The 24,954-nt window shown below is 67.4% G+C and carries 22 protein-coding genes and 1 riboswitch; of the genes, 20 read left to right on the top strand and 2 right to left on the bottom strand.

From position 1 onward, the window contains the following. The first annotated feature begins 25 nt into the window (after positions 1-25). The 8 genes from narH to ACVMK0_RS00470 all read left to right on the top strand — a co-directional run bounded on the left by narH (position 26) and on the right by ACVMK0_RS00470 (position 9,903). The gene (gene narH, locus ACVMK0_RS00505; protein WP_045534273.1) at positions 26-1,558 is read left to right on the top strand and encodes a nitrate reductase subunit beta; all 1,533 of its coding nucleotides are present in this window, start codon (positions 26-28) and stop codon (positions 1,556-1,558) included. Between the two features lies 1 nt (position 1,559). Next, on the top strand, positions 1,560-2,264 hold the full coding sequence (gene narJ, locus ACVMK0_RS00500; RefSeq protein WP_034111589.1) for a nitrate reductase molybdenum cofactor assembly chaperone: 705 nt from the start codon (positions 1,560-1,562) through the stop codon (positions 2,262-2,264). Further along, the gene (gene narI, locus ACVMK0_RS00495) at positions 2,261-2,980 is read left to right on the top strand and encodes a respiratory nitrate reductase subunit gamma (protein WP_476463935.1); all 720 of its coding nucleotides are present in this window, start codon (positions 2,261-2,263) and stop codon (positions 2,978-2,980) included. Before narJ ends, narI begins: the two co-directional genes overlap by 4 nt. A 58-nt stretch (positions 2,981-3,038) precedes the next feature. Then, positions 3,039-3,911 (top strand): peptidylprolyl isomerase, encoded by an 873-nt coding sequence (locus ACVMK0_RS00490; protein WP_476463934.1) that lies wholly within the window; start codon positions 3,039-3,041, stop codon positions 3,909-3,911. A 73-nt stretch (positions 3,912-3,984) separates the two neighbouring features. Next, a complete protein-coding gene (locus ACVMK0_RS00485; RefSeq protein WP_476463933.1) occupies positions 3,985-5,565 on the top strand; it encodes a methyl-accepting chemotaxis protein in 1,581 nt (526 codons plus the stop codon). 44 nt (positions 5,566-5,609) lie between these two features. Then, positions 5,610-6,059 (top strand): bacteriohemerythrin, encoded by a 450-nt coding sequence (locus ACVMK0_RS00480; protein WP_476463932.1) that lies wholly within the window; start codon positions 5,610-5,612, stop codon positions 6,057-6,059. After that, the gene (locus tag ACVMK0_RS00475) at positions 6,056-7,378 is read left to right on the top strand and encodes an NAD(P)H-dependent flavin oxidoreductase (protein ID WP_476463931.1); all 1,323 of its coding nucleotides are present in this window, start codon (positions 6,056-6,058) and stop codon (positions 7,376-7,378) included. The genes ACVMK0_RS00480 and ACVMK0_RS00475 overlap by 4 nt, the downstream gene beginning before the upstream one ends. Next, positions 7,375-9,903, top strand: coding sequence for an adenosylcobalamin-dependent ribonucleoside-diphosphate reductase (locus ACVMK0_RS00470; RefSeq protein WP_476463930.1), 2,529 nt, complete (start codon positions 7,375-7,377; stop codon positions 9,901-9,903). Before ACVMK0_RS00475 ends, ACVMK0_RS00470 begins: the two co-directional genes overlap by 4 nt. Before the next feature lie 72 nt (positions 9,904-9,975). Here ACVMK0_RS00470 and pyrC read toward each other — a convergent pair whose 3' ends face one another. Both pyrC and ACVMK0_RS00460 read right to left on the bottom strand, forming a co-directional pair. After that, the gene (pyrC, locus tag ACVMK0_RS00465; protein ID WP_476463929.1) at positions 9,976-11,079 is read right to left on the bottom strand and encodes a dihydroorotase; all 1,104 of its coding nucleotides are present in this window, start codon (positions 11,077-11,079) and stop codon (positions 9,976-9,978) included. Next, positions 11,076-13,049 carry an ABCB family ABC transporter ATP-binding protein/permease gene (locus tag ACVMK0_RS00460; RefSeq protein WP_476463928.1) on the bottom strand — a complete coding sequence of 658 codons (1,974 nt, stop codon included), beginning with the start codon at positions 13,047-13,049 and terminating at the stop codon, positions 11,076-11,078. Before ACVMK0_RS00460 ends, pyrC begins: the two co-directional genes overlap by 4 nt. A gap of 322 nt (positions 13,050-13,371) precedes the next feature. On the opposite strand from ACVMK0_RS00460, the gene ACVMK0_RS00455 reads away from it, so the two are divergent. From ACVMK0_RS00455 to ACVMK0_RS00400, 12 genes are all read left to right on the top strand, one after another. After that, a complete protein-coding gene (locus tag ACVMK0_RS00455; RefSeq protein ID WP_476463927.1) occupies positions 13,372-14,499 on the top strand; it encodes a 3-deoxy-7-phosphoheptulonate synthase in 1,128 nt (375 codons plus the stop codon). Between the two features lie 69 nt (positions 14,500-14,568). Then, the gene (locus ACVMK0_RS00450) at positions 14,569-15,789 is read left to right on the top strand and encodes a cation:proton antiporter (protein ID WP_476464620.1); all 1,221 of its coding nucleotides are present in this window, start codon (positions 14,569-14,571) and stop codon (positions 15,787-15,789) included. 2 nt (positions 15,790-15,791) lie between these two features. Next, positions 15,792-16,919, top strand: coding sequence for a YbdK family carboxylate-amine ligase (locus ACVMK0_RS00445; RefSeq protein WP_045534265.1), 1,128 nt, complete (start codon positions 15,792-15,794; stop codon positions 16,917-16,919). 80 nt (positions 16,920-16,999) lie between these two features. Next, positions 17,000-17,998, top strand: a complete 999-nt coding sequence (ubiU, locus tag ACVMK0_RS00440; protein WP_476463926.1) for a ubiquinone anaerobic biosynthesis protein UbiU — start codon at positions 17,000-17,002, stop codon at positions 17,996-17,998. Continuing rightward, complete coding sequence (locus ACVMK0_RS00435) at positions 17,995-18,951, top strand: U32 family peptidase (RefSeq protein ID WP_476463925.1); 957 nt, start codon at positions 17,995-17,997, stop codon at positions 18,949-18,951. Before ubiU ends, ACVMK0_RS00435 begins: the two co-directional genes overlap by 4 nt. 4 nt (positions 18,952-18,955) lie before the next feature. Further along, positions 18,956-19,579: a PAQR family membrane homeostasis protein TrhA gene (gene trhA, locus ACVMK0_RS00430; RefSeq protein WP_045534259.1), complete on the top strand. Its 624-nt coding sequence runs from the start codon at positions 18,956-18,958 to the stop codon at positions 19,577-19,579. 10 nt (positions 19,580-19,589) lie between these two features. After that, complete coding sequence (gene ubiT / locus ACVMK0_RS00425) at positions 19,590-20,141, top strand: ubiquinone anaerobic biosynthesis accessory factor UbiT (protein WP_476463924.1); 552 nt, start codon at positions 19,590-19,592, stop codon at positions 20,139-20,141. Beyond that, on the top strand, positions 20,141-20,524 hold the full coding sequence (locus tag ACVMK0_RS00420; RefSeq protein ID WP_476463923.1) for a putative zinc-binding protein: 384 nt from the start codon (positions 20,141-20,143) through the stop codon (positions 20,522-20,524). Before ubiT ends, ACVMK0_RS00420 begins: the two co-directional genes overlap by 1 nt. Continuing rightward, positions 20,514-21,131 (top strand): UbiX family flavin prenyltransferase, encoded by a 618-nt coding sequence (locus ACVMK0_RS00415; protein ID WP_476463922.1) that lies wholly within the window; start codon positions 20,514-20,516, stop codon positions 21,129-21,131. The genes ACVMK0_RS00420 and ACVMK0_RS00415 overlap by 11 nt, the downstream gene beginning before the upstream one ends. 10 nt (positions 21,132-21,141) lie before the next feature. Further along, positions 21,142-22,626, top strand: a complete 1,485-nt coding sequence (ubiD, locus tag ACVMK0_RS00410; protein ID WP_476463921.1) for a 4-hydroxy-3-polyprenylbenzoate decarboxylase — start codon at positions 21,142-21,144, stop codon at positions 22,624-22,626. Beyond that, positions 22,623-23,495 carry a class I SAM-dependent methyltransferase gene (locus ACVMK0_RS00405; protein WP_476463920.1) on the top strand — a complete coding sequence of 291 codons (873 nt, stop codon included), beginning with the start codon at positions 22,623-22,625 and terminating at the stop codon, positions 23,493-23,495. The genes ubiD and ACVMK0_RS00405 overlap by 4 nt, the downstream gene beginning before the upstream one ends. 70 nt (positions 23,496-23,565) lie before the next feature. Further along, entirely contained in the window at positions 23,566-24,696 is a 1,131-nt protein-coding gene (locus ACVMK0_RS00400) for a pyridoxal-phosphate-dependent aminotransferase family protein (protein WP_476463919.1), read from the top strand. A gap of 93 nt (positions 24,697-24,789) precedes the next feature. Further along, positions 24,790-24,884: riboswitch (glycine riboswitch) on the top strand. The last annotated feature ends 70 nt before the right edge of the window (positions 24,885-24,954 follow it).

The following is a 24,954-nucleotide window of genomic DNA, read 5'->3' as shown; positions in this document are numbered from 1 at the left end:
CGCACCGCGAACAAGGAGCAATGCAATGAAAGTACGCGCACAGATCGGCATGGTCCTGAACTTGGACAAATGCATCGGTTGCCACACTTGCTCGGTAACGTGCAAGAACGTTTGGACCAACCGCCCCGGCGTCGAGTACGCCTGGTTCAACAACGTCGAGACCAAACCCGGCATCGGCTACCCCAAGGAGTGGGAAAACCAAAATCGCTGGAACGGCGGCTGGACCCGCAAGAGCGACGGCTCGATCGTGCCGCGCCAAGGGGGCAAGTGGTCGCTGCTGATGAAGCTGTTTGCCAACCCCAACCTGCCCGAAATCGACGACTATTACGAGCCCTTCACCTTCGACTACGAGCACCTGCACAGCGCGCCCGAAATGAAGACCGCGCCCACGGCACGCCCGCGCTCGCTCATCACCGGCCAGCGCATGGAGAAGATCGAATGGGGCCCGAACTGGGAAGAAATCCTGGGCGGCGAGTTCTCCAAGCGCAGCAAGGACTCCAACCTCGACAGCTTCGAGGCGGCGCAGAAAGCCATGGTGGGTGAGTTCGAAAACACCTTCATGATGTACCTGCCGCGGCTGTGCGAGCACTGCCTGAACCCGACTTGCGTCGCCTCCTGCCCATCGGGCAGCATCTACAAGCGCGAAGAAGACGGCATCGTGCTGATCGACCAAGACAAGTGCCGCGGCTGGCGCATGTGCGTCTCGGGCTGCCCGTACAAAAAAATCTACTACAACTGGAAAAGCGGCAAGGCCGAGAAGTGCATCTTCTGCTACCCGCGCATCGAAGCCGGCCAGCCCACGGTGTGCTCCGAGACCTGCGTGGGCCGCATCCGCTACCTCGGCGTGCTGCTCTACGACGCCGACCGCATCGAGCAAGCCGCCAGCGTGGCCCGCGACACCGACCTGTACCAGGCGCAACTCGACGTCTTTCTGGACCCCAACGACCCCGAGGTCATCGCCCAAGCCCTGCGCGACGGCGTGCCGCAGAACTGGCTCGACGCCGCCCGTGTGAGCCCGGTGTGGAAGATGGCGATGGACTGGAAGGTGGCGCTGCCGCTGCACCCGGAATACCGCACCCTGCCCATGGTCTGGTACATCCCGCCGCTGTCGCCCATCAGCGCCGCGGCCAACGCCGGCGCGCTCAACCTCAACGGCGTCATCCCCGACGTGAGCCAGTTGCGCATCCCGGTCAAGTATCTGGCCAACCTGCTCACCGCCGGCGACCCGTTCCCGGTGGTCAAGGCGCTCGAGCGCATGCTGGCCATGCGCGCCTACCAGCGCGCCAAGCACGTCGAGGGCGTGGTGAACCAAGAGGTGCTCGATCAGGTCGGGCTCGATGCGGCCACGGTCGAAGACATGTACCACATCATGGCCATCGCCAACTACGAAGACCGCTTCGTGATCCCGAGCACGCACCGCGAGTACGCCGAAAACGCCTACAACCTGCGCGGTGGCTGCGGCTTCAGTTTTGGCAACGGCTGCTCCGACGGCGAAACCGAAACCAGCCTGTTCGGGGCCGAGAAGAAGCGCACCATCCCCATCAAGGTAGGAGCCTGAGATGAGCCACCACAGCCCCCCACTGGCCCCGAGCATGCAGCTGACGCTGCGCGCGCTGGCGCACCTGCTGCGCTACCCCGACGCGGCCCTGCGCGCGCACCTGCCCGAGCTGCGCGCCGCCTTGCAACAAGAGGCCGCGCTCGCCGCGCCGCGCTTGGCCGAGCTCGAGCAGCTGCTGCAGCGCCTGCAGCACAGCAGCGGCCTGACGGTCGAGGCCGAGTACGTCGAGCTCTTTGACCGCGGCCGTGGCACGGCGCTGCACCTGTTCGAGCACGTGCACGGCGACAGCCGCGACCGCGGCCCGGCCATGATCGACCTGCTGCAAACCTACGAGCAAGCCGGCCTGTACCTGGACGCCGACGACCTGCCCGACTACCTGCCGGTGCTGCTCGAGTTCGCCTCGACCCAGCCGGCCGAGCAAGCGCGGGCCTTTCTGCACGAGACCGCGCACATCGTGCGCGCCATCTTCAGCGCCCTGCTCAAGCGCCAAAGCCCCTACGCCTGCGTGCTGGCGGCGGTGCTCGAGCTCGCCGGCGAGGCCGCCGAACCGGTGCCGGTGGCCGCCGACCCGGATCTCGATCAGGCCTGGGCCGAGCCGGCGGCGTTTGACGGCTGCGCCAGCAGCGGCCAAACGCGGCCCGATCAGCCGCAACCGATACGCTTTGTCAAGCCGTCCAAACCGTCGCATCAAGGAGCGCAGACATGAACTCGCTGCATCAGTTCTTCTTTGGCTACTTCCCCTACATCTGCTTGGCCGTGTTCTTGGTCGGCAGCCTGCTGCGCTTCGATCGCGACCAGTACACCTGGAAGACCGATTCGTCGCAGCTGCTGCGCACCGGCCAGTTGCGCTGGGGCAGCAACCTGTTTCACATCGGCATTCTGGTGATCTTTTTTGGCCACACCGTCGGCCTGCTGACCCCGCCTTGGATCTATGAGATTTTTATCAGCACCGCCGACAAAAAGCTCATGGCCATCAGCGTCGGCGGCGTGGCTGGGGTGCTGGGCCTGATCGGCCTGAGCCTGCTGCTGCACCGGCGCCTGAGCGATCCGCGCATCCGCGCCACCAGCAAGAGCGCCGACATCTTGATTCTGTGGCTGCTGTGGGCCCAGTTCGCGCTCGGCTTGGCCACGATCTGGGGTTCGGTGCAGTACCACCTCGATGGTGCCAAGATGGCGCAGTTGTCGGCTTGGGCGCAGCACATCGTGACATTCCGCGCCGGCGCCGCCGAGCTGCTGGTCGATATCGGCTGGATCACCAAGGCGCACCTTGTGCTGGGCATGACGCTGTTCTTGGTGTTTCCGTTCAGCCGCTTGGTGCACGTCTGGAGCGGCTTTGGCACCTTGGCCTACCTGCGGCGCCCCTACCAACTGGTGCGCAGCCGCCGCTTGGGTCTGGGCGAGCGTTCGGACGCGCCACGCTGAACCGCCTGCACCCCCACAACCACGGACATCCCACCCAAGCCTGAAAGCCAGACCCACTATGAACGACTTGACTGAAGCCACGCGCACGGGTTGCGGTGGCGGTGGTGGTGGCTGCCAGTGTGCCGCCCAAGCCGCCGAGGCAGCGGCCGCCACCGCGCCGCCGCTGCCGCGCATCAACGGCGTGGCGCTGCAACGCGCCGACGAGGCCCTGTCGCCGCCCGAACTGCGCGAGCGCGCTTACGCCGAGCTGCTGCGCCAAGAGGCGGTGCGCCGCGGCCTCTTGCCCGCCGCTGAGCACACCGATCTGGCCCCGACCTTGGACGAGGCGCAGCAGGAGTGCATCCAAGCCATGCTCGAGGCCGAGGTGCAAACGCCCGAGCCCAACCTCGAGGCGTGCGAGCGCACCTACCAGGCCCAGAGCCTGCAGTTCGTGGTCGGGCAGGCGGTGAACCTGCGCCACATCCTGTTTGCCGTCACCCCGGGGGTGAATGTGCACGCGCTGGCGCAGCGCGCCGAAACCGCGTTGCTGGAGCTGTCGCGCAAAGAAGCCGCGCCGCAGCGCTTCGGCGAACTGGCGCGCGAGCTCTCCAACTGCCCCAGCGGCGCCCAAGGCGGCGAACTGGGCTGGATCGGCCCCGACGACTGCGCACCCGAACTGGCCAACGAGCTGTTCTTCCAGACCGACCAACTCGGCGGCATGGGGCTGCACCCGCGCTTGGTGCACACGCGCTTTGGCTTTCACATCGTCGAGGTGCTGGGCAGGCGCAAGGGCCGCCAGCTCGCTTTCGACGAAGTGCGCGAGCGCATCGAACGCCAGCTGCGCCTCAAGTCGCGCGCCACGGCACTGCGCCACTACATGTTGCTGCTGGCCGGTGCGGCGCAGATCGAGGCCCTCGATCTCGAGCGCAGCACCGATCCCCTGGTGCAGTAAACCGTCCCTTGACCCCCAAACCGCTGTAGCAATGCGTGCGCCCAAGCGGGGTTGCGCGCAATAGGAGGCAAACTTGAAATTCGTCGATTGGAATATTGCCTCCCGGTTGGGCTTGAGTCATGGCACGTTGATCGTCATGATGCTGGCCTTGGTGGGCGTGGCCGTCTGGGGCTTTGTGCAGGTGCAGACGGTCAACACCCGGCTGATCGAGAGCGAATGGGTCAAGTCTGAAGCTGCCCACGCCATCAACGCCACCACGCGCGCCAATGCGCGGCGCAACCTCGAGATGTTGATCGTCACCGACCCGGCACAGATCACACAGATTCGGGGCCATATCGCGCAAAACCGCCAGCTCATCGACGATGCTTTTGCCACCCTTACCGAACTGACGCACGACCCCGAACACCAGCGCTTATTGGCCGATCTTTCCAGCAAACGCCGCGCCTACGTGGAATCGTTTGTGCGCGTCGGCCAGCTGGTTCAAGCAGGAGATCGCGAGGCCGCCGTCGCCCTCATGCTCAGTGAGACCCTGCCAGCCCTCGACGCCTTGCAAACCCCAATCAACGCCTTGGTGCAAGCACAACAAAGCACCGTCAACGACAGCAACGCCGAACTGAGCCAAACCATCTCCACGGCCCAGCTTTGGTTGCTTGCCTTGGGTCTGGCGGCTGCCGTGCTGGCCTTGCTGCTGGCGGTGTCGATTTCGCGCTCCATCACCCGGCCCTTGGTCGAAGCCGTGCAGCTGGCGCGCTGCGTTGCCGCTGGCGACCTGAGCCGACGGGTGCTTACCCAAGCGCGCCAAGACGAATGCGGCCAACTGCTCCAAGCGCTGCAGGACATGAATCAGTCACTGGGCAAAATCATCAGCCAAGTGCGCCAAGGCTCGCAATCGGTCGCCAGCGCCAGCGGCCAAATTGCAGCGGGCAACCAAGATCTGTCGGCGCGCACCGAGCACCAAGCCAGCGCGCTCGAACAGACCACGGCCTCGATGCAGGAGCTCACCCAAACCGTGCAGCGCAACACCGACAGCAGCCGCCACGCCAACCAACTCGCCGAGTCGGCCTCCCAGGTGGCGGTGCGTGGCGGCGAAGTGGTGGCGCAAGTGGTGCACACCATGGAGGCGATCAATACGTCGTCGCGCAAAATCGCCGACATCATCGGCGTGATCGACGGCATCGCGTTCCAAACCAACATCTTGGCGCTCAACGCCGCCGTCGAAGCCGCACGCGCCGGCGAGCAAGGGCGCGGCTTTGCTGTCGTCGCCAGCGAGGTGCGCAGCCTTGCCGGGCGCTCGGCCAGCGCCGCGCGCGAGATCAAGCAGCTCATCGGCACCTCGGTGAGCAACGTCAACGACGGCTGCAAGCTGGTCGAGCAAGCCGGCAGCACCATGGACGAAATCGTGGTGCACGTGCGCCGCGTCGCCGATCTGATGCGCGAAATCACCGGCGCCGAACTCAATCAGGCTGCGGGCATAGACCAGATCAACCAAGCCATCCATCAGCTCGATCAGGCCACACAACAAAACGCGGCGCTGGTTGAAGAATCGGCTGCAGCCGCTCAGTCCCTCAGCCTGCAAGCGCGCGAGCTGGCAGCGGCGGTGGGTGTGTTTAAGCTTCAGCAGGGCAACCAGCCCTTGCTCGATCGGCCCGCCTAAAACCCGGCACTTTTAGGGCTCATTTTTCATACACGGGAGTTCGAATGGCGTATTTTGAATGGGCTGATGATCTGGTCATAGACCGCGGCGTGATCGACGCCGACCACCAAAAACTGGTCGCCACCGTCAACGAACTGCACAGTGCCACCAGCCAAGGGCGCGGCCTTGAGGTGGTCGCTGACCTGCTCGACACCCTGCTGCGCGACACCCACGAACACATCCGGCGCGAAGAAAGCCTGATGGAGCGGCTGCGCTACCCCTACCTAAAGGAACACCGCGCCGCACATCAAGAATTCATTGATCTGCTCGGGCAACTCAAGCAGCGCCAGAGCGCCGGCGCCATCACGGTAGCGGCTCAACTGTCGAGCGTGTTGCGCGACTGGTTGTCGATCCACATCCGGCGCCACGACAAAAAACTGTTCTATTATTTGAACCAGAACCCCTCGCACCCTGCGGCGCGCCGCCTCCTGACTGACAACCCCCGCACCCCATGACCCCGAATTCACCCCCAACCCCTGTCTTGCTCGAGCGCCTGCCCGACTTCGGCCTGCAACCCCTGCGCCTGCTCGGCCGCACCCTGCTGCCGATCGTGCAAGGGGGCATGGGGGTGGCGGTGTCGGCCTCGAGCCTGGCCGGTAGCGTGGCGGCGCTGGGGGCGGTGGGCACGCTGTCGTCGGTCGATCTGCGGCGCAAACACCCCGACCTGATGGAACAGACCGCGCATCTGGGCACCGGCCCCGAGGCGCGGCCGCTGATCGACGCCGCCAATATCGTGGCGCTGCGGCGCGAGATCGCGCGCGCGCGCGAAATCGCACAAGGCGGCGGCCTGCTGGCGATCAACATCATGAAGGCCATCAGCGCCTACAGCGCGCACGTGCGCGAGGCGCTGGCCTGCGGCATCGACGCGCTGGTGGTGGGCGCCGGGCTGCCGCTCGATTTGCCCGAAATGGCGCAAGACCACCCCAAAACCGCCCTCATCCCGATTTTGTCGGATGCGCGCGGTGTGCAGCTGATCGTGCGCAAGTGGGAGAAAAAAGGCCGCCTGCCCGACGCCATCGTGATCGAGCACCCGCGCTGGGCCGGTGGCCACTTGGGCGCGGCCAAGGTCGAAGATTTGCGCGACAGCCGCTTCGACTTCGAGCAGGTGCTGCCGGCGGTGCGCGCCTTTTTGCGCTCGGCTGGCATCGAGCGCGCCATCCCCCTGATCGCCGCCGGCGGCGTCTATGAGCGCGCCGATGTGCAGCGCCTGCAGGGCTTGGGAGCCGATGCGGTGCAGCTGGGCACCGCCTTTGCCGTGACCCAAGAATGCGATGCCGATCTGGGCTTCAAGCACATTCTGGCGCGGGCGCGGCCACGCGATCTGGCCGAGTTCATCAGCGTCGCTGGGCTGCCGGCGCGCGGGGTGCGCAACCACTGGCTGAGCAAATACCTGCGCATCGAGCCCAAGCTCAAGGCGGTGGCGCACGCCAAGGGCCACTGCAACATGGGCTTTGACTGCCTCACCCACTGCGGCTTGCGCGACGGCAAGGCCGAGATGGGCCAGTTTTGCATCGACCAGCAGCTCGGGCACGCGCTCGAGGGCGACGCGCAGCGCGGCCTGTTTTTTCGCGGCGCCGGCCCGCTGCCCTTTGGCGACCAGATCCGCCCAGTGCGCGACCTGCTGCGCTGGCTCATCGAAGGCGTGCGCGAAGGCGTCAGCGGCGACCCCAAAGCGGCTTGGTTGGCCGAGCTCGAGCCTGCCCAACCCTACGCCCGGCCCGCCCGGTGCTTGCAGCCTAAAATCACCGCAGCCCGACTCACGCTGCCCTTATGACCTCTGCTACCCCCACTTCCTCCGCCCCCACCGCTTCTATTTCCAGCCCCGCTCCCCGCGCTGGCGCGCTGCCCGACCTGCCGCCGCAACCGATCAGCCTCGACGTCCTGCGCGAAAAATACCTCAAGGGCGACGAGCGCAACGCCGACGATCTGTTTGACCGCCTCGCGCGCGCACTCGCCAGCGTCGAGGCGCCCGAGCGCCGCGCCGAATTCGAGGCTCTTTTTAGGCGCAACCTCGCCGCCGGCGGCATCGGCGCCGGGCGCATCATGAGCGCGGCCGGCAGCGGCATCAGCGCCACCCTGATCAACTGCTTTGTACAGCCCGTGGGCGACTGCATCCAGGGCATGGACGACGCTGGTTACCCCGGCATCTACGAGGCGCTGCGCGAAGCCGCCGAGACCATGCGCCGCGGCGGCGGTGTCGGTTACGATTTTTCGCGCATCCGACCCAAGGGCGCGCGCGTCAAGGGCACGGCCTCGACCGCCAGCGGGCCCTGCAGCTACATCAACGTTTTTGACCAGTCCTGCGCCACGGTCGAGAGCGCCGGCGCGCGCCGTGGCGCCCAGATGGGCGTGCTGCGCATCGACCACCCGGACGTGCTCGAGTTCATCACCGCCAAGCGCACCCCGGGGCGCTGGAACAACTTCAACGTCTCGGTGGGCGTGAGCGACGCCTTCATCGAAGCCGTGCTGCACGACCGCCCGTGGGACTTGGTGCACCCGGCCACCCCCGGCGCCGACCAAGTGGCCGCTGGCGCCCAGCAACGCGCCGATGGCCTGTGGGTCTATCGCCAGCTGCCGGCGCGCACGCTGTGGGACACCATCATGCGCTCGGCCTACGACTTTGCCGAGCCCGGCATCCTGTTCCTCGACCAGATCGCGCGCGACAACAACCTGCGCTACTGCGAAAGCATCGAAGCCACCAACCCTTGCGGCGAGCAGCCATTACCCCCCTACGGCTGCTGCGACCTTGGGCCGGTGATTCTGCCGCGCTTCGTGCTGCACCCCTTTGACCACGGCGGCACGGCGCGCTTTGACTTCGAGCGCTTTGCCGACTGCGTGGCCGTGCAGGTGCGCGCGCTCGACAACGTGCTCGAGCTCACGCACTGGCCGCTGTCGCAGCAGCAGCGCGAGGCGCAGGCCAAGCGCCGCATCGGCGTCGGCTTCACTGGCCTAGGCGACACCTTGGTGCTGCTGGGGCTGCGCTACGACAGCGCCGCCGGGCGCGAGATGGCGCGCGAAATCGCGGCCTGCATGCGCGACGCCGCCTACCGCGCCTCGGTCGAGCTGGCGCGCGAAAAAGGCGCGTTCCCGCTGTTTGACGCCGAACGCTACCTCGAGGCCGGCAGCTTCGCCAGCCGCCTGCCGGCCGACATTCAAGCCAGCATTCGCGCCCACGGCATCCGCAACAGCCACCTGCTCTCCATCGCGCCCACCGGCACCGTCAGCCTGGCGTTTGCCGACAACGCCTCCAACGGCATCGAGCCGGCGTTTTCTTGGACTTATCTGCGCAAAAAACGCGAAGCCGACGGCAGCCGCAGCGAATACGAGGTGCAAGACCACGCCTGGCGCCTGTACCGCGCGCTCGGCCACGACACGCGCCAGCTGCCCGACTGCTTCGTCAACGCGCTCGAGATGAGCGCGCACGACCACATCGCCATGATGGAGGCGGTGCAGCCCTTTGTCGATACCGCGATCTCCAAAACCGTCAACGTCGCCGCCGATTACCCCTACGCCGACTTCAAAGACCTGTACCTGCACGCCTGGCGCGCCGGCCTCAAAGGGCTGGCCACCTACCGCCCGAACGCCATCTTGGGTTCGGTGCTCGAAACCCTGCCGGAAAGCCCCGCCGCCACCCCAGTCCCGGCCGCCGCGCCCGCACCCGCCGCCCCAGCCGACCCGATGCGCAGCGTGATCGAGAGCCGCCCCAAGGGCGCGCTCGACGCCGTGGCCGAAAAAATCGAGTACTGGACCCACGAAGGCCACAAACGCCTGTACCTGATCGTCTCGTTCCTGCCGCTGCCGCGCCCCGATGGCTCGGGCCACGTCGATCGCGCCATCGAGTTTTTCATGCCGGTGGGCCAGTACGGCGAATCGCAGCAGTGGATCACGGCCAGCATGCGGCTGCTGTCGCTGGCTGCGCGCGGCGGTTTTCTGGAGCGGGCGCTGAGCGACATGCGCAAAGTCGCTTGGGACCGCGGCCCGGTGCGCCACGGCCACAAGATCAAGGAAGATGGCACCCAGGTGCCGCTGTGGCACGACTCCGAAGTGGCGGCCATCGCCTACGCGATCCAGAACATCCTCGAGCTGCGCGCCCGGCGCAACCTGAACGCCGACCAGCTCAGCCTGGCGCTGCCCGAGCCCGAGCCCGAGGCCGACCCCGAGCCCGAACCGGCCGCCGCACCCAGCGGCCCGGGCCTGATGGCGGGCAAGAAATGCCCCGAGTGCGGCGCCCACGCCATGATCCGGCGCGACGGCTGCGACTACTGCACCGCCTGCGGCCACGTCGGCGTCTGCGGCTAGGCGCAGCGCCCCAGCCGCGGGGCGTGGGCGCCTGCGGCCCCTGCTACTTGTGGGGGCCGCTTCTTTCTTAATTCAACCCGCTGTGTTGTCGAGCCGCCAGTCCAGTGCCTCGCCGGCGCGCAGCGGCTTGAGCTCGGCTTGGCCGAAGGGGTAGGCAGCGGGCACTTCCCAGCGCTGGCGGCGCAGCGTCACGCGCTCGGTGTGGCGCGGCAAGCCATAAAAATCGGCGCCGTAAAAACTGGCAAAGCCCTCGAGCCGCTCCAGCGCCCCCACCGACTCGAAGGCCTCGGCGTAGAGCTCGAGCGCGGCGTGCGCGGTGTAGCAACCGGCGCAGGCGCTGGTGTGCTCTTTGAGGTGGGCCGCGTGCGGGGCGCTGTCGGTGCCCAGAAAGAACTTGGGGTTGCCGCTGGTGGCGGCCTCGAGCAAGGCCAGGCGGTGCTGCTCGCGCTTGAGCACCGGCAGGCAGTAGTAGTGCGGGCGCAGGCCGCCGCTAAAGAGCGCGTTGCGGCTGTAGAGCAGGTGGTGCGCGGTGATGGTGGCCGCCACCAGCGGCCCGGCCTGGGTCACGAACTCCACCGCCTCGCGCGTGGTGATGTGCTCGAGCACCACCTTCAGGCGCGGGAAGCGCGCCACGATGCGGCTCAGGTGCAAGTCGATGAACACGCGCTCGCGGTCGTATACGTCCACCGCCGGGTCGGTGACCTCACCGTGCAGCAACAGCGGCAGGCCGACCTCTTGCATGGCGGCAAAGACCTCGTCGCAGCGCGCAAAGTCACTCACGCCAAAGGCCGAATTGGTGGTGGCGCCGGCCAAAAAGGCCTCGCCGACACCGTGCACGATGCCGCTGGCTTGCGCGCGCACGATCTCGTCGGGCGCGGTCTGGTCGGTCAGGTACAGCGTCATCAGCGGCTCGAAGTTCGAGCCCGGTGGCAGCGCCGCCAAAATGCGCTCGCGGTAGGCGCTGGCATCGGCCAATGTGCGCACCGGCGGGTTCAGATTGGGCATGATCATGGCGCGCCCAAACTGCGCCTCCGAGTGCGCCAGCACGGCCTGCAGCGCCGCGCCGTCGCGCACGTGCAGGTGCCAGTCGTCGGGGCGAATCAGGCTCAGGGCCTCGGGCGAGGCCGCAGTGGAAACAGCGGTGGAAGCAGGGGTTGGGGCAGCGGCGTCGGTCATGGCGGAATTGTCGCAGCTTCGTGTCCGGGCAGCTCAGGCGGGGGGCTCGCCGCGCCAGCGCCGTGGTGCTGCAGCGCCCACATCTGCGCGTAGCGGCCCCCGGCGGCCAGCAAGTCGGCGTGGCGGCCGCGCTCGACGATCCGGCCCTGCTCCAGCACCAGAATCTGGTGCGCATCGACCACGGTCGAGAGCCGGTGCGCGATCACCAGCGTGGTCTTGTTGCGCGCCACCTGGCGCAGCTCGGCCTGGATGGCGCGCTCGTTGGCCGAGTCCAGCGCCGACGTGGCCTCGTCGAAGATCAGGATCGGCGGGTCTTTGAGCAGGGTGCGGGCGATGGCCACGCGCTGCTTTTCGCCGCCCGAGAGCTTGAGCCCGCGCTCGCCCACCGCGGTCTGGTAGCCCTGCGGCAGGGCGCTGATGAAGTCGTGAATGTGCGCCGCCTGCGCTGCGCGCCGTGCCTCCTCGGGCCCGGCATCGGGGCGGCCGTACAGGATGTTGTACTCGATGCTGTCGTTGAACAGCACCGTGTCTTGCGGCACGATGCCGATGGCGCGGCGCAGGCTGGCTTGGGTGCAAGCGCGCAGGTCTAGACCGTCGATGGTGATGCGCCCGGACGCCTGCGGCCCCTGCCCCGGCTGCCCGACCTCATAAAAACGGTACAGCAGCCGCGCCAGCGTCGATTTGCCCGCGCCCGACGGCCCCACCACCGCCACCGTCTGCCCGGCCGGGATGGTGAAGCTCAGGCCGCGCAAAATCTCGCGCTCGCGCTCGTAGCCAAAGTGCACGTCCTCGAAGCGGATCTCGGGCGCCTGCTGCAGCTGCAGCTCGGTGGCATCGGGGCGGTCGGCGATCTCGCGCTGGCTGTCGAGCAGCGTGAACAAGCGCTCGACGTCGATCAGGCCTTGGCGGATCTCGCGGTACAGCACGCCCAGAAAATTGAGCGGGATGTAGAGCTGGATCATGAAGGCGTTGATCATCACCAGGTCGCCCAGCGTCATGCGCCCGGCCAGCACGCCCTCGGTGGCGCGCCAGAGCATGGCCACCAGCGCCAGCGCAATGATGAGCTGCTGCCCGGCGTTGAGCAGCGACAGGGTGGCTTGGGTTTTGAGCCGGGTGCGCTGCAAGCCCTCCAACGCCGCGTCGTAGCGCTGCGCCTCGAAGCCCTCGTTGCCAAAGTACTTCACGGTCTCGTAATTGAGCAAGGAGTCGATGGCGCGGCTCTGGCTAAGCGACTCGGCCTCGTTCATGTGGCGGCGCAGCTCCATGCGCCACTCGGTCACGCGCAGCGTGAAAAACACGTACAGCACCAGCGCAGCGAGCGTGATCCAGACAAACCAGAGGTCGAACTTCAAACCCAGCAGCAGCAGCACCAGCGTGACTTCGAGGATCGTGGGCACGATGCTGTAGAGCAGGTACGACACCAGCGACTGCACCCCGCGCACGCCGCGCTCGATGTCGCGCGTCAGGCCGCCGGTCTGGCGCTGCAAGTGAAAGCGCAGGCTCAAGTCGTGCAGATGGCCAAACACCTGCAAGGCGATGGCGCGGGTGGCGCCCTCGGTGGCCTTGGCAAAGACCAGCTCGCGCAGCTCGGTAAAGAGCGCAGTGCAAAAGCGCAGCGCCCCGTAGGCCAGCAGCAGCCCCAGCGGCAGCACCACCAGCGCCACCCCGGCCTCGGGCAGCCCGAGCCGGTTCGGCCCACCGGGCGGGACTAGGGTATCGACCAGCTCTTTGAGCAGCAGCGGCACCGAGACCGTGGCCAGCTTGGCCGCCACCATGAAGGCCAGCGCCGCCGCCACCCGCCAGCGGTACTGCCACAGGTAAGGCAGCAGGCGGCGCAGGGCCGACCAGTTGGCGTGGGCTTCGGGGGCAGGCGTTTTCACGCCGGCCGCGACGGGGGCTGCGTCATCGCTGGGGCTGGGGCTGGGGCTGTCGGTGGACGCGGCGGCGGTGGCTGGGGGGCTGGGTCTCATCAGGGTGGGCACTCTACCCGCTTTGCCGGCCCGTGTAAGGGTCCGCGCAGGCAGCACCGGGGGAGCGCGCGGGGGATACGAAGGCAGCAGGCTGGGGCACTGCAAATGTGCTACATTGTCGCCCATGCAAGCCGCCCGCTTTTATTTTGCCAGCTTTTGGTTCTCACGCGTCACCGACGGCAGAGAGCGATGAGTGCGGCCCCATAAAACCGGCCGCAGGCGCCCAAAAAACCGTCGGAAACCCTCCGGCGGTTTTTTTTTGCCCTCGCCCCTTAAGCAACACCCACCCCTTTCGCAGCCACCCCCTTCAAGGAGTTTGACCATGAGCACTACCGCCGCCGCCCCCGCCGACTACTGGCACACGCACCCGATCGATCGCACCAGCCTGACCGACGACCAACGCATCGAGGACATCACCGTGCTGCCGCCTCCCGAACACCTGATCCGCTTTTTCCCGATCCGTGGCACCGCGGTCGAGCAACTCATCGGCCAGACGCGGCGCAACATCCACCGCATCGTGCAAGGGCAAGACGAGCGGCTGCTGGTGGTGGTCGGCCCGTGCTCGATCCACGACCCCGCCGCCGCGCTCGACTACGCCCGGCGCCTGCAGCCGCTGCGCGAGCAGCACCGCGAGCAGCTCGAGATCGTGATGCGGGTGTATTTCGAAAAACCGCGCACCACGGTCGGCTGGAAGGGCCTGATCAACGATCCCTACCTCGACGGCAGTTTTCGCATCGACGAGGGCTTGCGCATCGCGCGCCAGCTGCTGATCGACATCAACCGCCTCGGCCTGCCCGCCGGCAGCGAGTTCCTCGACGTCATCAGCCCGCAGTACATCGGCGACCTGATCAGCTGGGGCGCGATCGGCGCGCGCACCACCGAAAGCCAGGTGCACCGCGAACTGGCCTCGGGCCTGAGCGCGCCCATCGGCTTCAAGAACGGCACCGACGGCAACATCCGCATCGCCAGCGACGCCATTTTGGCCGCGGCGCGCGGGCACCACTTTTTGTCGGTGCACAAAAACGGCCAAGTCGCGATCGTGCAGACCAAGGGCAACCCCGACTGCCACCTGATTTTGCGCGGCGGCAAAGCGCCCAACTACGACGCCGCCAGCGTGGCCAGCGCCTGCGCCGAATTGGCCGCCGCCAAACTCACGCCGCGCCTGATGATAGACTGCAGCCACGCCAACAGCAGCAAGCAGCACCAGCGCCAGCTCGAAGTGGCCACCGACATCGGACAGCAGATCGCCGCCGGATCGCGCCAGATCATGGGCGTGATGGTCGAAAGCCACCTGTGCGCCGGGGCACAAAAATTCACGCCTGGCCAAGACGCCATCGGCACCCTGTGCTACGGCCAGAGCATCACCGACGCCTGCATCGGCTGGGACGACACCGTCGGCCTGCTGCAAGGACTGGCCGACGCCGTGGCGGCGCGACGCAAGCAGACTTAAGCCCGCTGGCGCCGTACCGCCCGGCCATCGCTCACCACCTTTTGCTTGACAGCAAGGAGCATGGATTTGATGCAGCTACAAGAACTGCCCTTCTTCGTACAGGCCATGGGCTGGCCGCTGGCCTTGCTGCTGGCTTGGCTGGCCGGCGAACGCCTGCACACGCTCTGGCGCGTGCCGCGCGTGAGCACCTACTTTGCCGTCGGCCTGCTGGGCGGCTGGCTCAACCTGCACGGCCTGACCGCCGCCGTCACCGGCTTGTCGTTTTTGGCCAACCTGGCCTTGGCGCTGATCCTGTTCGAGCTCGGCTACCGCATCAACCTGCGCTGGCTGCGCCACAACCCCTGGGTGCTGTTGCTGGGCTTGGTTGAGTCGGCCCTGACTTTTGCCGTGGTGTTTTGGGCCACCGGCTGGTTCGAGCTCAGCCTCGAGGTGCGGCTGATTCTGGCGGCGTTGGCGGTTTCGACCTCGCCGGCGGTGTTGTTGCGCGTGGCCCACGAAACCCGCGCCGCCGGTCAAGTGACCGAGCGCATCATGCACCTGTGCGCCATCAATTGCCTGGTGGCGGTGTTGCTGGTCAAACTGGTGGTGGGCCTGTGGCACGTGCGTGCTGTCGGCGACTGGCAGGCCGCCGCCATCGGCAGCGTTTACGCGCTGGCGGTTTCGGTCGCCCTTGGAGCCGCCATCGGTGTGGCCATTCCCTGGTTGCTGCGCCGCGTGGCCGCGCACAGCCAGAGCCTGTCGGTGGTGTTTGCGCTCGCCGTGCTGCTGCTGACCACCGCCGCCTACGCCCTGATGCTGTCGCCGCTGCTGGCGGCGCTGGTGTTTGGCATCGTGGCGCGCGAGCGCCGCATTCAGCTCACCAACGCGCAGCGCGGCTTTGGCTCCATCGGTGAATTGCTGGGCGTGTTTTTGTTCGTCTATGTGGGTTCGCTGATCGTCTGGGCCGACGTCTGGTCATCGATCTGGATCGCCTTGGCCCTACTGGGCCTGCGCTTGTTGAGCAAAACCGCCTGCAGCTTGGCCGTGGCCCGCATCAGCGGCATCACCCTGCGCAAAGGGCTGCTCAGCGGCTTGGCGCTCGTGCCGCTGTCGGCCTTTTTCGTGCTGCTGCTCGAACAGACGCGCCTGTACGGCTTCGAGCCCGCCCAGAGCGCCTTTGCCGCCATGGCGGCGCTGATGGTGCTCTTGGGCCTGCTCGGGCCCTGGGTGACCCAGCTCTGCCTGAGAGCCGCCCGTGAGACCCACGTGACGGCGGCGACCGACCACCCTGCAACCCCACCCCGAGACTGACCATGGGACTCGAAGCCTTCAAATCCAGCAACGCCCTGACCATGGGCGTCGAGCTCGAGCTGCAGCTCGTCAACACCTACGACCACGACCTCTCGAGCAGCGCCGACGACCTGCTCGAGCTGCTCGCACGCAAGCCCTTCCCGGGCACGGTCACGCCCGAGATGACGCAGAGCATGATCGAAGTGGCCACCGGCATCCACACCGGCCACGCCGGCTTGCTGACGCAACTGCACGCCATGCGCGATGCGCTGGTGCAGGGCTGCGACCGGCTCAACCTTGAAATCGCAGGCGGCGGCACCCACCCGTTTCAGCGCTGGTTCGAGCAGCGCATCTTTGCGCGCCCGCGCTTCGCGCAGCTCTCCAACCTGTACGGCTATCTGGCCAAGCAATTCACGATTTTTGGTCAGCACGTCCACATCGGCTGCGAGTCGGCCGACGAGGCTTTGTTTTTGCTGCACTCGCTCAACCGCTTTGTGCCGCATTTCATCGCTTTGTCGGCCTCATCGCCCTACTCGCAAGGGGTGGACACCTTGTTCGATTCGGCGCGCCTGAACTCGGTCTTTGCCTTCCCGCTCAGCGGCCGCGCCCCTTTCGTGCTGCGCTGGGACGAGTTCAGCGAAGGCTATTTCAGCAAAATGGAATCGACCGGCGTGGTGCGCTCGATGAAAGATTTTTACTGGGACATCCGGCCCAAGCCCGAATACGGCACCATCGAGTTGCGCGTCTGCGACACGCCGCTGACGGTCGAGCGCGCCGCCGCCTTGGCGGCCTATTTGCAAACCCTGTGCCGCCACCTCTTGCATCGGCTCGAGGAGCCGCCAGCCGAAGACGATTACTTGGTTTACACCTACAACCGTTTTCAGGCCTGCCGCTTTGGGCTCGACGGTTTGCTGGTGCACCCCAAGACGCGCGAGCCCATCAGCATCCGGGAAGACATCTTGGCCACGCTGCGCCGGCTGGCCCCGCATGCCCAAGCGCTGGAGTCGCAAGCCGGCTTGGACGAGATCGAGCGCGTAGCCGGCCGCGACGGCAACCACGCCACCTATCTGCGGCGCAGCTTTGGCGCCAACGGCAACGTCCAGGCCGTGGTGCGCGCTGCCGTCGATGCCCTGCGCTTGGGGCCACGGTAGCGGCATCATCCCCTAGGCCTATCGTCCTGAGGCACTACTACCCCCGCTGTGCAGCCTGCGCTGGGGGTATAGTGGCTGGCATGGATTTGATCTGCCCTGCCGGTAGCTTGGCCGCGCTCAAGCAAGCCGTGGACCACGGTGCCAACGCGGTCTATCTGGGGCTGCGCGACGCCACCAATGCGCGCAACTTCGCCGGCCTGAACTTCGACCCGCCGGCCTTGACCAGCGGCTTGGCCTACGCGCACGCGCGCGGCTGCCAAGTGTACCTGGCCATCAACACCTACGCGCAGGCGGCGCAGCCCGAGCGCTGGCAGCAGGCGCTGGATCAGGCCGTCACGCTGGGGGTCGATGCCGTCATCCTCGCCGACCCGGGGCTGCTGCGCTACGCCTGCCAGCGCCACCCGGGGCTGCGCCTGCATTTGTCGGTGCAGGGCTCGGCCACCAACTTCGAGGCCATCAACTTTTACCAGCGCCAGTTTGGCATCGTGCGCGCCGTGCTGCCGCGCGTGCTGGCGCTCGAGCAGGTGCGCCAAGTGGTGCAAAAGACCCCGGTCGAGATCGAGGTCTTCGGTTTTGGCAGCCTGTGCGTGATGGTCGAGGGCCGCTGCGCGCTGTCGTCCTTTGTCACCGGCGAGTCGCCCAACACCCACGGCGTGTGCTCGCCGGCCAAGGCGGTGCGCTGGCACGAAACGCCCTCTGGTCTAGAAGCGCGCCTGGGCGGGGTGCTGATCGACCGCTACGGCCCAGACGAAAACGCCGGCTACCCGACCCTGTGCAAGGGCCGCTTCGACGTCGCCGAGCGCGCCCACGACTACGCCATCGAAGAGCCCACCAGCCTCAACACCCTGAGCCTGCTGCCGCAACTGCTGCAGATGGGGGTGCGCGCCATCAAGATCGAGGGCCGCCAGCGCAGCCCGGCCTACGTGGCGCAGGTGACCCAAGTCTGGCGCGCCGCCATCGACGCCTGCAAGGCCCAGCCGCAGCATTACCGCCCGCGGGGCGAGTGGCTGGCCGCGCTCGACGCCGTGGCCGAAGGCCAGCAACACACCTTGGGTGCTTATCAGAGGGCCTGGAAATGAGCGCCACCGCCTTGGCCCCGAACACCGTTGCGGCCACCGCCCCAGCGCTGGCGTTGGCACCCCTGCCCTACTACTGGCCGCGCGCGCAGGTGTTTGATTTCTACACCGCCATCGCTGCCACGCCCGTCGATCTGGTCTATCTGGGCGAGACCGTATGCTCGCGCCGCCACGAGCTGCGTTTGGGCGACTGGATCGAGCTCGCGCGGCTGCTGCGCGCGGCCGGCAAGACGGCGTTGCTGTCCACCCAGGTGCTGCTCGAATCGGGCTCGGAGGTCAGCGCCATGCAGCGCGTGGTGGCCAATGGCGAGTTCGAGGTCGAGGCCAACGACATGGGCGCGGTCGGCGTGCTGTCGGCTGCTGGGCTGCCTTTCGTCGCTGGGCCGCATCTCAACCTCTACAACGGCCCGGCGCTGGAGTGGATCGCCGCCCTTGGCGCCAAGCGCTGGGTGGCGGCGCTCGAACTGCGGCGCGAGGATTTGGCGCTGCTGCAGGATCGCCGCCCGGCGGCGCTGCAGACCGAGGTGCTGGTGCACGGCCGCCTGCCGCTGGCCTTTTCGGCGCGCTGCTTCACCGCCCGGCACCACCGCCTGCCCAAGGACGACTGCCAGTTTCGCTGCCTCGAACACCCCGAGGGCCTGCTGCTGCGCACGCGCGAGCAGAGCGAGTTTTTGGTGCTCAACGGCCTGCAAACCCAGTCGGCGCAAGTGCACAGCCTGATCGACTGCTGGGCCGATCTGGTGGCGCTGGGCGTGGAAGTGGCGCGCATCGTGCCGCAGGCGCTGCACACGGCCGACGTGATCGACCTGTACCACGCCGTGCGCTGCGGCCAGCTGGATGCAGCCGCGGCGCGCAGCGCCCTGCTCGAGCTGCTGCCCAGCGCCGACTGCAATGGCTACTGGCATGGCCAGCCCGGGCTGGCGCGTGTCGCCACCGCCCCTTGGGCCCGGAGCTGAGTTTATGTACAGCGGAGAACGCTTCAACAGCATCAGCCACCTAGTCGGGGCTGCGCTGGCCTTGATTGGGGCCACGCTGCTCATCACCTTGGCCGCGCTCAGCGGCGACCCTTGGCGCATCGTGGCCTTCAGCATCTACGGCGCGACCTTGGTCACGCTCTTTCTGGCCTCGACGCTCTACCACAGCCTGCGTGGCAAGGCCAAAGCCGTGTTCCAGAAGCTGGATCATTGCAGCATCTACCTGTTCATCGCCGGCAGCTACACGCCGTTTGCGCTGCTGGCGCTGCCCGGCAGCACCGGCTGGCTCGTGCTGGCTGCATCTTGGTCGCTGGCGACTCTAGGGGTTGCGCTCGAGCTCAGTCCGCTGGCTCGGGGCTCACGCATCCTCTCGCTGGCGATCTACCTAGGCATGGGCTGGTTGGCCCTGGTAGTGATCGGGCCGCTTTGGCAAGCCTTGGGTTGGGCCGGTTTGTCTTGGCTGCTCGGCGGCGGCGTGCTCTACACCTTGGGCGTGCTGTTTTATGTCGCCAAAGAGCGCATCCGCCACAGCCACGGCATCTGGCACCTGTTTGTGCTCGGTGGCAGCGCCTGCCACTTTGTGGCCCTTTTGCTCTACCTCAACGGATGAACGACTGCATATGAACCCCAGCTTGGCACCCGCTGCGCGCCCGCGCGTTCCGGCCCCGCTGGCGGCCGTCTTGTCCCGGCTGCCGCGCTACCCCGGCTCGCTGCTGCTGGTGCTGGGCTTGAACGCGGTACTGGCGCGCCAGTTGCCGCCCGACGTCGCCGCGCACATGCAGGGCAAGCGTTTTTGCATCCAGGTGCGCGACGCCGGTCTGCGCTTTGACTTCGCTTGGCAGCGCAGCCTGTTTCTGCCCTGTGCGCCACAACCCGAGCCCGACCTGACCCTGAGCGCCGACGCCTGCGACCTGCTGCGGCTGGCCCAGCGCCTAGACGACCCTGACACGCTGTTTTTCAACCGCCGCCTGTCGCTGCAGGGCGACACCGAACTCGGGCTGGTGGTCAAGAACGCGCTCGATGCGCTCGACTGGCCGCTGTTTGGGCACGCGGACTGGACGCCCCCGGCGCTGCTGCAGCGGCTGCGCCAGCGCCTCGATGCCTGTGGTGCCACAGCCCCACCGCCACCGCGCGCCCCATCCCGCCCCGCACCCCACGAACAGGCCCAATAATGGCACCCAACTCCAAACCCAAGCCCTTGATCTACGCTTGCTCGGGCTGTTCGAGCGCCGCGCAACTGGCCAACCACGTGGCGCTGCGGCTCGATCGCAGCGGCGTGGCCGAGATGTCGTGCATTGCCGGCGTCGGCGGCGACGTGCCCTCGCTGCTCAAGCTCGCCCACGCGCGGCGCCCGATCGTCGTGCTCGACGGCTGCCCACTGTCTTGCGCCGCGCACTGCCTGCGCCGCCACGGCATCGAGCCGACGCAACACCATCAGCTGCAGATTTACGGCGTGCGCAAACGCCGCCACGAAGACTTCGACCCCGAGCAGGCCGAAGCCGTGCTCTACCGGGTGCGGCGCGGCTTGGAGCACCTGCAGCCCCATGCAGCCTGAGGCCCCGCCCAGCGTGCAGCGCCTGCTGGTGGCCATCACCGGGGCCAGCGGCGCCGTGTATGGCTGGCGGCTGCTGCAACTGCTGCGCGAACTGCCCGCGCTCGAGGTTCATGCGCTGGTCTCCGATGCCGGCTGGCTGACCCTGCAGCACGAGCTGGACCTCGGGCCAGACGATGTGCGCGCAGCGGTGGCGCAACTGCACGACGTGCACCACATCGGGGCCGCGCCCGCCAGCGGCTCCTTTCGCTGCCACGGCATGGTGGTGGCCCCGTGCTCGATGCGCAGCCTGGCAGCGATCGCGCTGAGCTTGGCCGACAACCTGATCGTGCGTGCCGCCGACGTCATGCTCAAAGAGCGCCGGCGCCTGATCCTGCTGCCGCGCGAAGCGCCGCTGCACCTGGGCCACCTGCGCCACATGCTCCAAGTCACCGAGATGGGCGGCATCATCTGCCCGCCCATGCCGGCTTTTTATCAGCACCCACGCAGCATCGAGGATCTGGTGGACGCCAGCCTGATGCGCGTGCTCGACTTGCTCGGGCTGGCGCACCTACGCGCCCAGCGCTGGACCGGGCTCGGCAGCGCGGCCCCTAGCCACACCGGAACTTAAAAACACCACCATGCCCTACCGCGACCTGCGCGACTTCATGGGCCAGCTCGAAGCGGCGGGCGAGTTGCGCCACATCGCCGCGCCGGTCTCACCCAAGCTCGAAATGACGGCGCTGTGCGACCGGGTGTTGCGCGCCGGCGGCCCGGCGCTGTTGTTTGAACACCCGAGCGGCTACCCGATGCCGGTGCTGGCCAACCTGTTTGGCACCCCGGCGCGGGTGGCGCGCGCCTGCGGCCTCGAGTCGGTGGCGGGGCTGCGCCAGTTTGGCCAGCTCTTGGCCCAGCTCAAAGAGCCCGAGGCCCCACGCGGCCTGCGCGACGCCCCCCAGCTGGCGGCCATGGCGCGCGCGCTCTGGCGCATGCGGCCCCAGGTGCTGCAACGCCCGCCGTGCCAACAGGTGCAGTTCGAGGGCCCCGACGTCGATCTGCAGCAGTTGCCCATACAGCACTGCTGGCCCGACGACGTGGCCCCGCTGCTGACTTGGGGCCTGGTGATCACACGCGGGCCGCACAAGCCGCGCCAGAACTTGGGCATCTACCGCCAGCAGCTGCTCGGGCGCAACCAGCTCATCATGCGCTGGCTGGCGCACCGTGGCGGCGCGCTCGACTTTCGCGACCACTGCCGCTTGCATCCGGGCCAGCCCTTCCCCTTGGCCGTGGCCATCGGCGCCGACCCGGCGACCCTGCTCGGTGCCGTGACACCGGTGCCCGACGCGCTCTCGGAATACCAATTTGCCGGCCTGCTGCGTGGCGCCCGCACCGAAGTCGCGCCCGCCATCGGCGTGCCGCTGCAGGTGCCGGCCCAAGCCGAAATCGTGCTCGAAGGGCATATCCTGCCCGATCCCCTGCACCCCAGCGGCTGGCAGCACGCGCTCGAAGGCCCTTATGGCGACCACACCGGCTACTACAACGAACGCGCCGAGTTCCCGGTATTCACGGTGCAGCGCCTGACCCAGCGCACGGCGCCGATCTACCACTCGACCTACACCGGCAAGCCGCCCGACGAGCCGGCCGTGCTCGGGCAGGCGCTCAACGAGCTCTTCATCCCGCTGCTGCAACGCGCCCTGCCCGAGGTGGTGGATTTTTATCTCCCGCCCGAGGGCTGCAGCTACCGCCTGGCGCTGGTCAGCATCCGCAAGGCGTATGCCGGCCACGCGCGGCGGGTGATGATGGGCATCTGGAGCCATTTGCGCCAGTTCATGTACACCAAGTTTATCGTCGTCGTCGATGACGACATCGACGTGCGCGACTGGCGCGAGGTGGTCTGGGCCATCACCACCCGCATGGACCCGGCGCGCGACTGCATGCTGGTGGAACAAACCCCGATCGACTACCTCGACTTTGCCTCGCCCGTCAGCGGCCTGGGCAGCAAGATGGGGCTGGATGCGACCCACAAATGGCCCGGCGAAACCACGCGCGAATGGGGCCGCAGCATCCACATGAGCCCCGCGGTAACCCAGCGCATGGACGCACTGGCACAATCGCTGGGCTTATGAGCCCCCCGCCCCACACCCCCGACCCGCTGCTGAGCGGGCAGTCGATCGAGCTGCTGCAGCACCTGCACATTGTTACGCGCGACGGCCGCCTGAACCAAGACAGCCGGCGCAAGCTCAAGCAGGTGCAGCATCTGCTGCACTTTATCGAACCGCTGCTGCTCGACGTGCTGCAGCGGCGCGGCGACGTGACGCTGGTCGATCACGGTTGCGGCAAGTCTTATTTGGGTTTTCTGCTCTACGACCGCTTTTTCAAGGCGCGCAGCCAAGGCCGGGTGATCGGCGTCGAGGCGCGCGCCGAACTGGTGCACAGCGCGCAGGCGCTGGCGCAGCGGCTGGGCTTTGCGCGCATGGGCTTTGTCGCCGCCACGGTGCAGCAGGCGCTGCAGGCCGAGCTGGCGCCGGTGGTCGATGTGGTCACTGCCCTGCACGCCTGCGACACCGCCACCGACGACGCCATCGCCTTTGCGCTGGCGCACCGGGCGCAACACCTGGTGCTGGTGCCGTGCTGCCAGGCCGAAGTCGCCTCCGCCATGCGCCATTACAAGGGCCTGTCGGCGGCTGCGCCCCAGCCGCGCGCGCCGTTGAGCGAACTCTGGCGTCACGCGCTGCACACGCGCGAGTTTGGCAGCCACCTGACCAACGTGCTGCGCTGCCTGCAGCTCGAGGCCCATGGCTACCAGGTCACGGTGACCGAACTGGTGGGCTGGGAGCATTCACTGAAAAACGAACTGATTTTGGCGCGCAAAGTCGGCCCGCCACGCGCCCAGGCGCGCCAGCGCCTGCAGCAGGTGCTGGCACAGTTCAACCTGCCGCCGTTGCAGCAGCGTTTCGGCGTGCCGGCGCCCGGGCATTCCACCGCAGCCGCGTAGGCCCTTGCACGGCAGCCCGGCGCCGCGTGCTAAGCTCCAAACGCCCCCCTTTTTCAGGACAGGAGCCCCAATGCCCGCTTTGCTGCCCCAAATCGACCCCGACGGCCTGCTCGAGTTCTCGGTCGTCTATACCGACCGCGCCCTGAATCACATGTCGCAGCGCTTCCAGCGCGTGATGGTCGATATCTCGGCCCTGCTCAAACAGGTCTATAACGGCCACGCCACCGCGCTGGTGCCGGGCAGCGGCACCTTTGGCATGGAAGCGGTGGCGCGCCAGTTTGCCGGTGGGCGCAAGGTGCTGGTGCTGCGCAACGGCTGGTTCAGCTACCGCTGGTCGCAGATTTTCGAGATGGGCACCATCCCGGCGCAGGAACTGGTGCTCAAAGCCCGCCCCTGCGCCGATGAACCGCAGGCACCTTGGCAGCCGTGTCCGCTCGACGAGGTGCTGGCCACCATTGCGCGCGAGCGCCCGGCCGTGGTCTTTGCCCCGCACGTGGAAACCGCCGCCGGCCTGCTGTTGCCCGACGACTACCTGCGCGCCGTCGGCGAAGCGGTGCGCGCCGTCGATGGCCTGTTCGTGCTCGACTGCATCGCCTCGGGGGCGCTGTGGGTCGACATGCAGGCCTGCGCCGTCGATGTGCTCATCAGCGCGCCGCAAAAAGGCTGGAGCGGCTCGCCCGCCTGCGCCATGGTGGTGCTGGGCGAACGCGCCAGCGCCGCCATCGAGCACACGCGCAGCAGCAGCTTTGCCTGCGACCTGAAAAAATGGCTGCAAGTCATGCAGGCTTACGAAGCCGGCGGCCACACCTACCACAGCACCATGCCCACCGACGCGCTGGTGCGGCTGCGCGAGGTCATGTTCGAAACCCAAGCCTTTGGCTTCGAGCGCGCGCGTGCGCAGCAAAACCTGCTCGGTCGGCAAGTGCGCGCCCTGTTCGAGTCGCGCGGCCTGCGCAGCGTCGCCGCAGCCGGCTACCAAGCCCCGGGCGTGGTGGTGAGCCACACCAGCGACCCGCTGCTGCAAAACGGGCAAAAGTTTCGCGCCATCGGCATCCAGAGCGCCGCCGGTGTGCCCCTGATGTGCGACGAACCGGCCGACTGGCGCACCTTCCGCATCGGCCTGTTTGGCCTCGACAAACTGGCGCAGCCCGAGCGCAGCGTGGCGCAACTCGCGGCGGCGCTCGATCAGCTCGGGCTGTAGGCGGTGGGGCTGGGGCTGGGGCTTGCCCCTGCATTTTTCTGCAGTTAAGCCACAAACCCCGGTATTGCAGTAACATCTACGGTATCACTACCTGCACAAGCGTCGGGAGAGATCCGCCCTTCATTGAGGTGGGCGCCGAAGGAGCAACCGCCCCGGAAACTCTCAGGCCAAAGGACCGGCGCTTGCCATGCAAATCTCTGAAGAGTGGTCGGCCTCATCGCCCGACCCACCGCAGGAGCAAGTGACCCAAAGCCACGG

The sequence above is a fragment of the Serpentinimonas sp. SSL01 genome (genome assembly GCF_056323735.1).
This window is presented reverse-complemented; position numbering and strand designations above follow the sequence as displayed.

Excerpts from the sequence above, each read along its gene's own strand:
- ACVMK0_RS00455 (WP_476463927.1), top strand. The coding sequence starts at position 13,372 with ATGAGCACTACCGCCGCCGCCCCCGCCGACTACTGGCACACGCACCCG.
- ubiT (WP_476463924.1), top strand. The coding sequence starts at position 19,590 with ATGAACCCCAGCTTGGCACCCGCTGCGCGCCCGCGCGTTCCGGCCCCG.
- ACVMK0_RS00480 (WP_476463932.1), top strand. The coding sequence starts at position 5,610 with ATGGCGTATTTTGAATGGGCTGATGATCTGGTCATAGACCGCGGCGTG.
- narI (WP_476463935.1), top strand. The coding sequence starts at position 2,261 with ATGAACTCGCTGCATCAGTTCTTCTTTGGCTACTTCCCCTACATCTGC.
- ACVMK0_RS00470 (WP_476463930.1), top strand. The coding sequence starts at position 7,375 with ATGACCTCTGCTACCCCCACTTCCTCCGCCCCCACCGCTTCTATTTCC.
- ACVMK0_RS00445 (WP_045534265.1), top strand. The coding sequence starts at position 15,792 with ATGGGACTCGAAGCCTTCAAATCCAGCAACGCCCTGACCATGGGCGTC.
- ACVMK0_RS00450 (WP_476464620.1), top strand. The coding sequence starts at position 14,569 with ATGCAGCTACAAGAACTGCCCTTCTTCGTACAGGCCATGGGCTGGCCG.
- pyrC (WP_476463929.1), bottom strand. The coding sequence starts at position 11,079 with ATGACCGACGCCGCTGCCCCAACCCCTGCTTCCACCGCTGTTTCCACT.
- ACVMK0_RS00435 (WP_476463925.1), top strand. The coding sequence starts at position 17,995 with ATGAGCGCCACCGCCTTGGCCCCGAACACCGTTGCGGCCACCGCCCCA.
- narH (WP_045534273.1), top strand. The coding sequence starts at position 26 with ATGAAAGTACGCGCACAGATCGGCATGGTCCTGAACTTGGACAAATGC.
- ubiU (WP_476463926.1), top strand. The coding sequence starts at position 17,000 with ATGGATTTGATCTGCCCTGCCGGTAGCTTGGCCGCGCTCAAGCAAGCC.
- ubiD (WP_476463921.1), top strand. The coding sequence starts at position 21,142 with ATGCCCTACCGCGACCTGCGCGACTTCATGGGCCAGCTCGAAGCGGCG.
- ACVMK0_RS00460 (WP_476463928.1), bottom strand. The coding sequence starts at position 13,049 with ATGAGACCCAGCCCCCCAGCCACCGCCGCCGCGTCCACCGACAGCCCC.
- ACVMK0_RS00475 (WP_476463931.1), top strand. The coding sequence starts at position 6,056 with ATGACCCCGAATTCACCCCCAACCCCTGTCTTGCTCGAGCGCCTGCCC.
- ACVMK0_RS00490 (WP_476463934.1), top strand. The coding sequence starts at position 3,039 with ATGAACGACTTGACTGAAGCCACGCGCACGGGTTGCGGTGGCGGTGGT.
- ACVMK0_RS00400 (WP_476463919.1), top strand. The coding sequence starts at position 23,566 with ATGCCCGCTTTGCTGCCCCAAATCGACCCCGACGGCCTGCTCGAGTTC.
- ACVMK0_RS00420 (WP_476463923.1), top strand. The coding sequence starts at position 20,141 with ATGGCACCCAACTCCAAACCCAAGCCCTTGATCTACGCTTGCTCGGGC.
- ACVMK0_RS00405 (WP_476463920.1), top strand. The coding sequence starts at position 22,623 with ATGAGCCCCCCGCCCCACACCCCCGACCCGCTGCTGAGCGGGCAGTCG.
- ACVMK0_RS00415 (WP_476463922.1), top strand. The coding sequence starts at position 20,514 with ATGCAGCCTGAGGCCCCGCCCAGCGTGCAGCGCCTGCTGGTGGCCATC.
- trhA (WP_045534259.1), top strand. The coding sequence starts at position 18,956 with ATGTACAGCGGAGAACGCTTCAACAGCATCAGCCACCTAGTCGGGGCT.
- narJ (WP_034111589.1), top strand. The coding sequence starts at position 1,560 with ATGAGCCACCACAGCCCCCCACTGGCCCCGAGCATGCAGCTGACGCTG.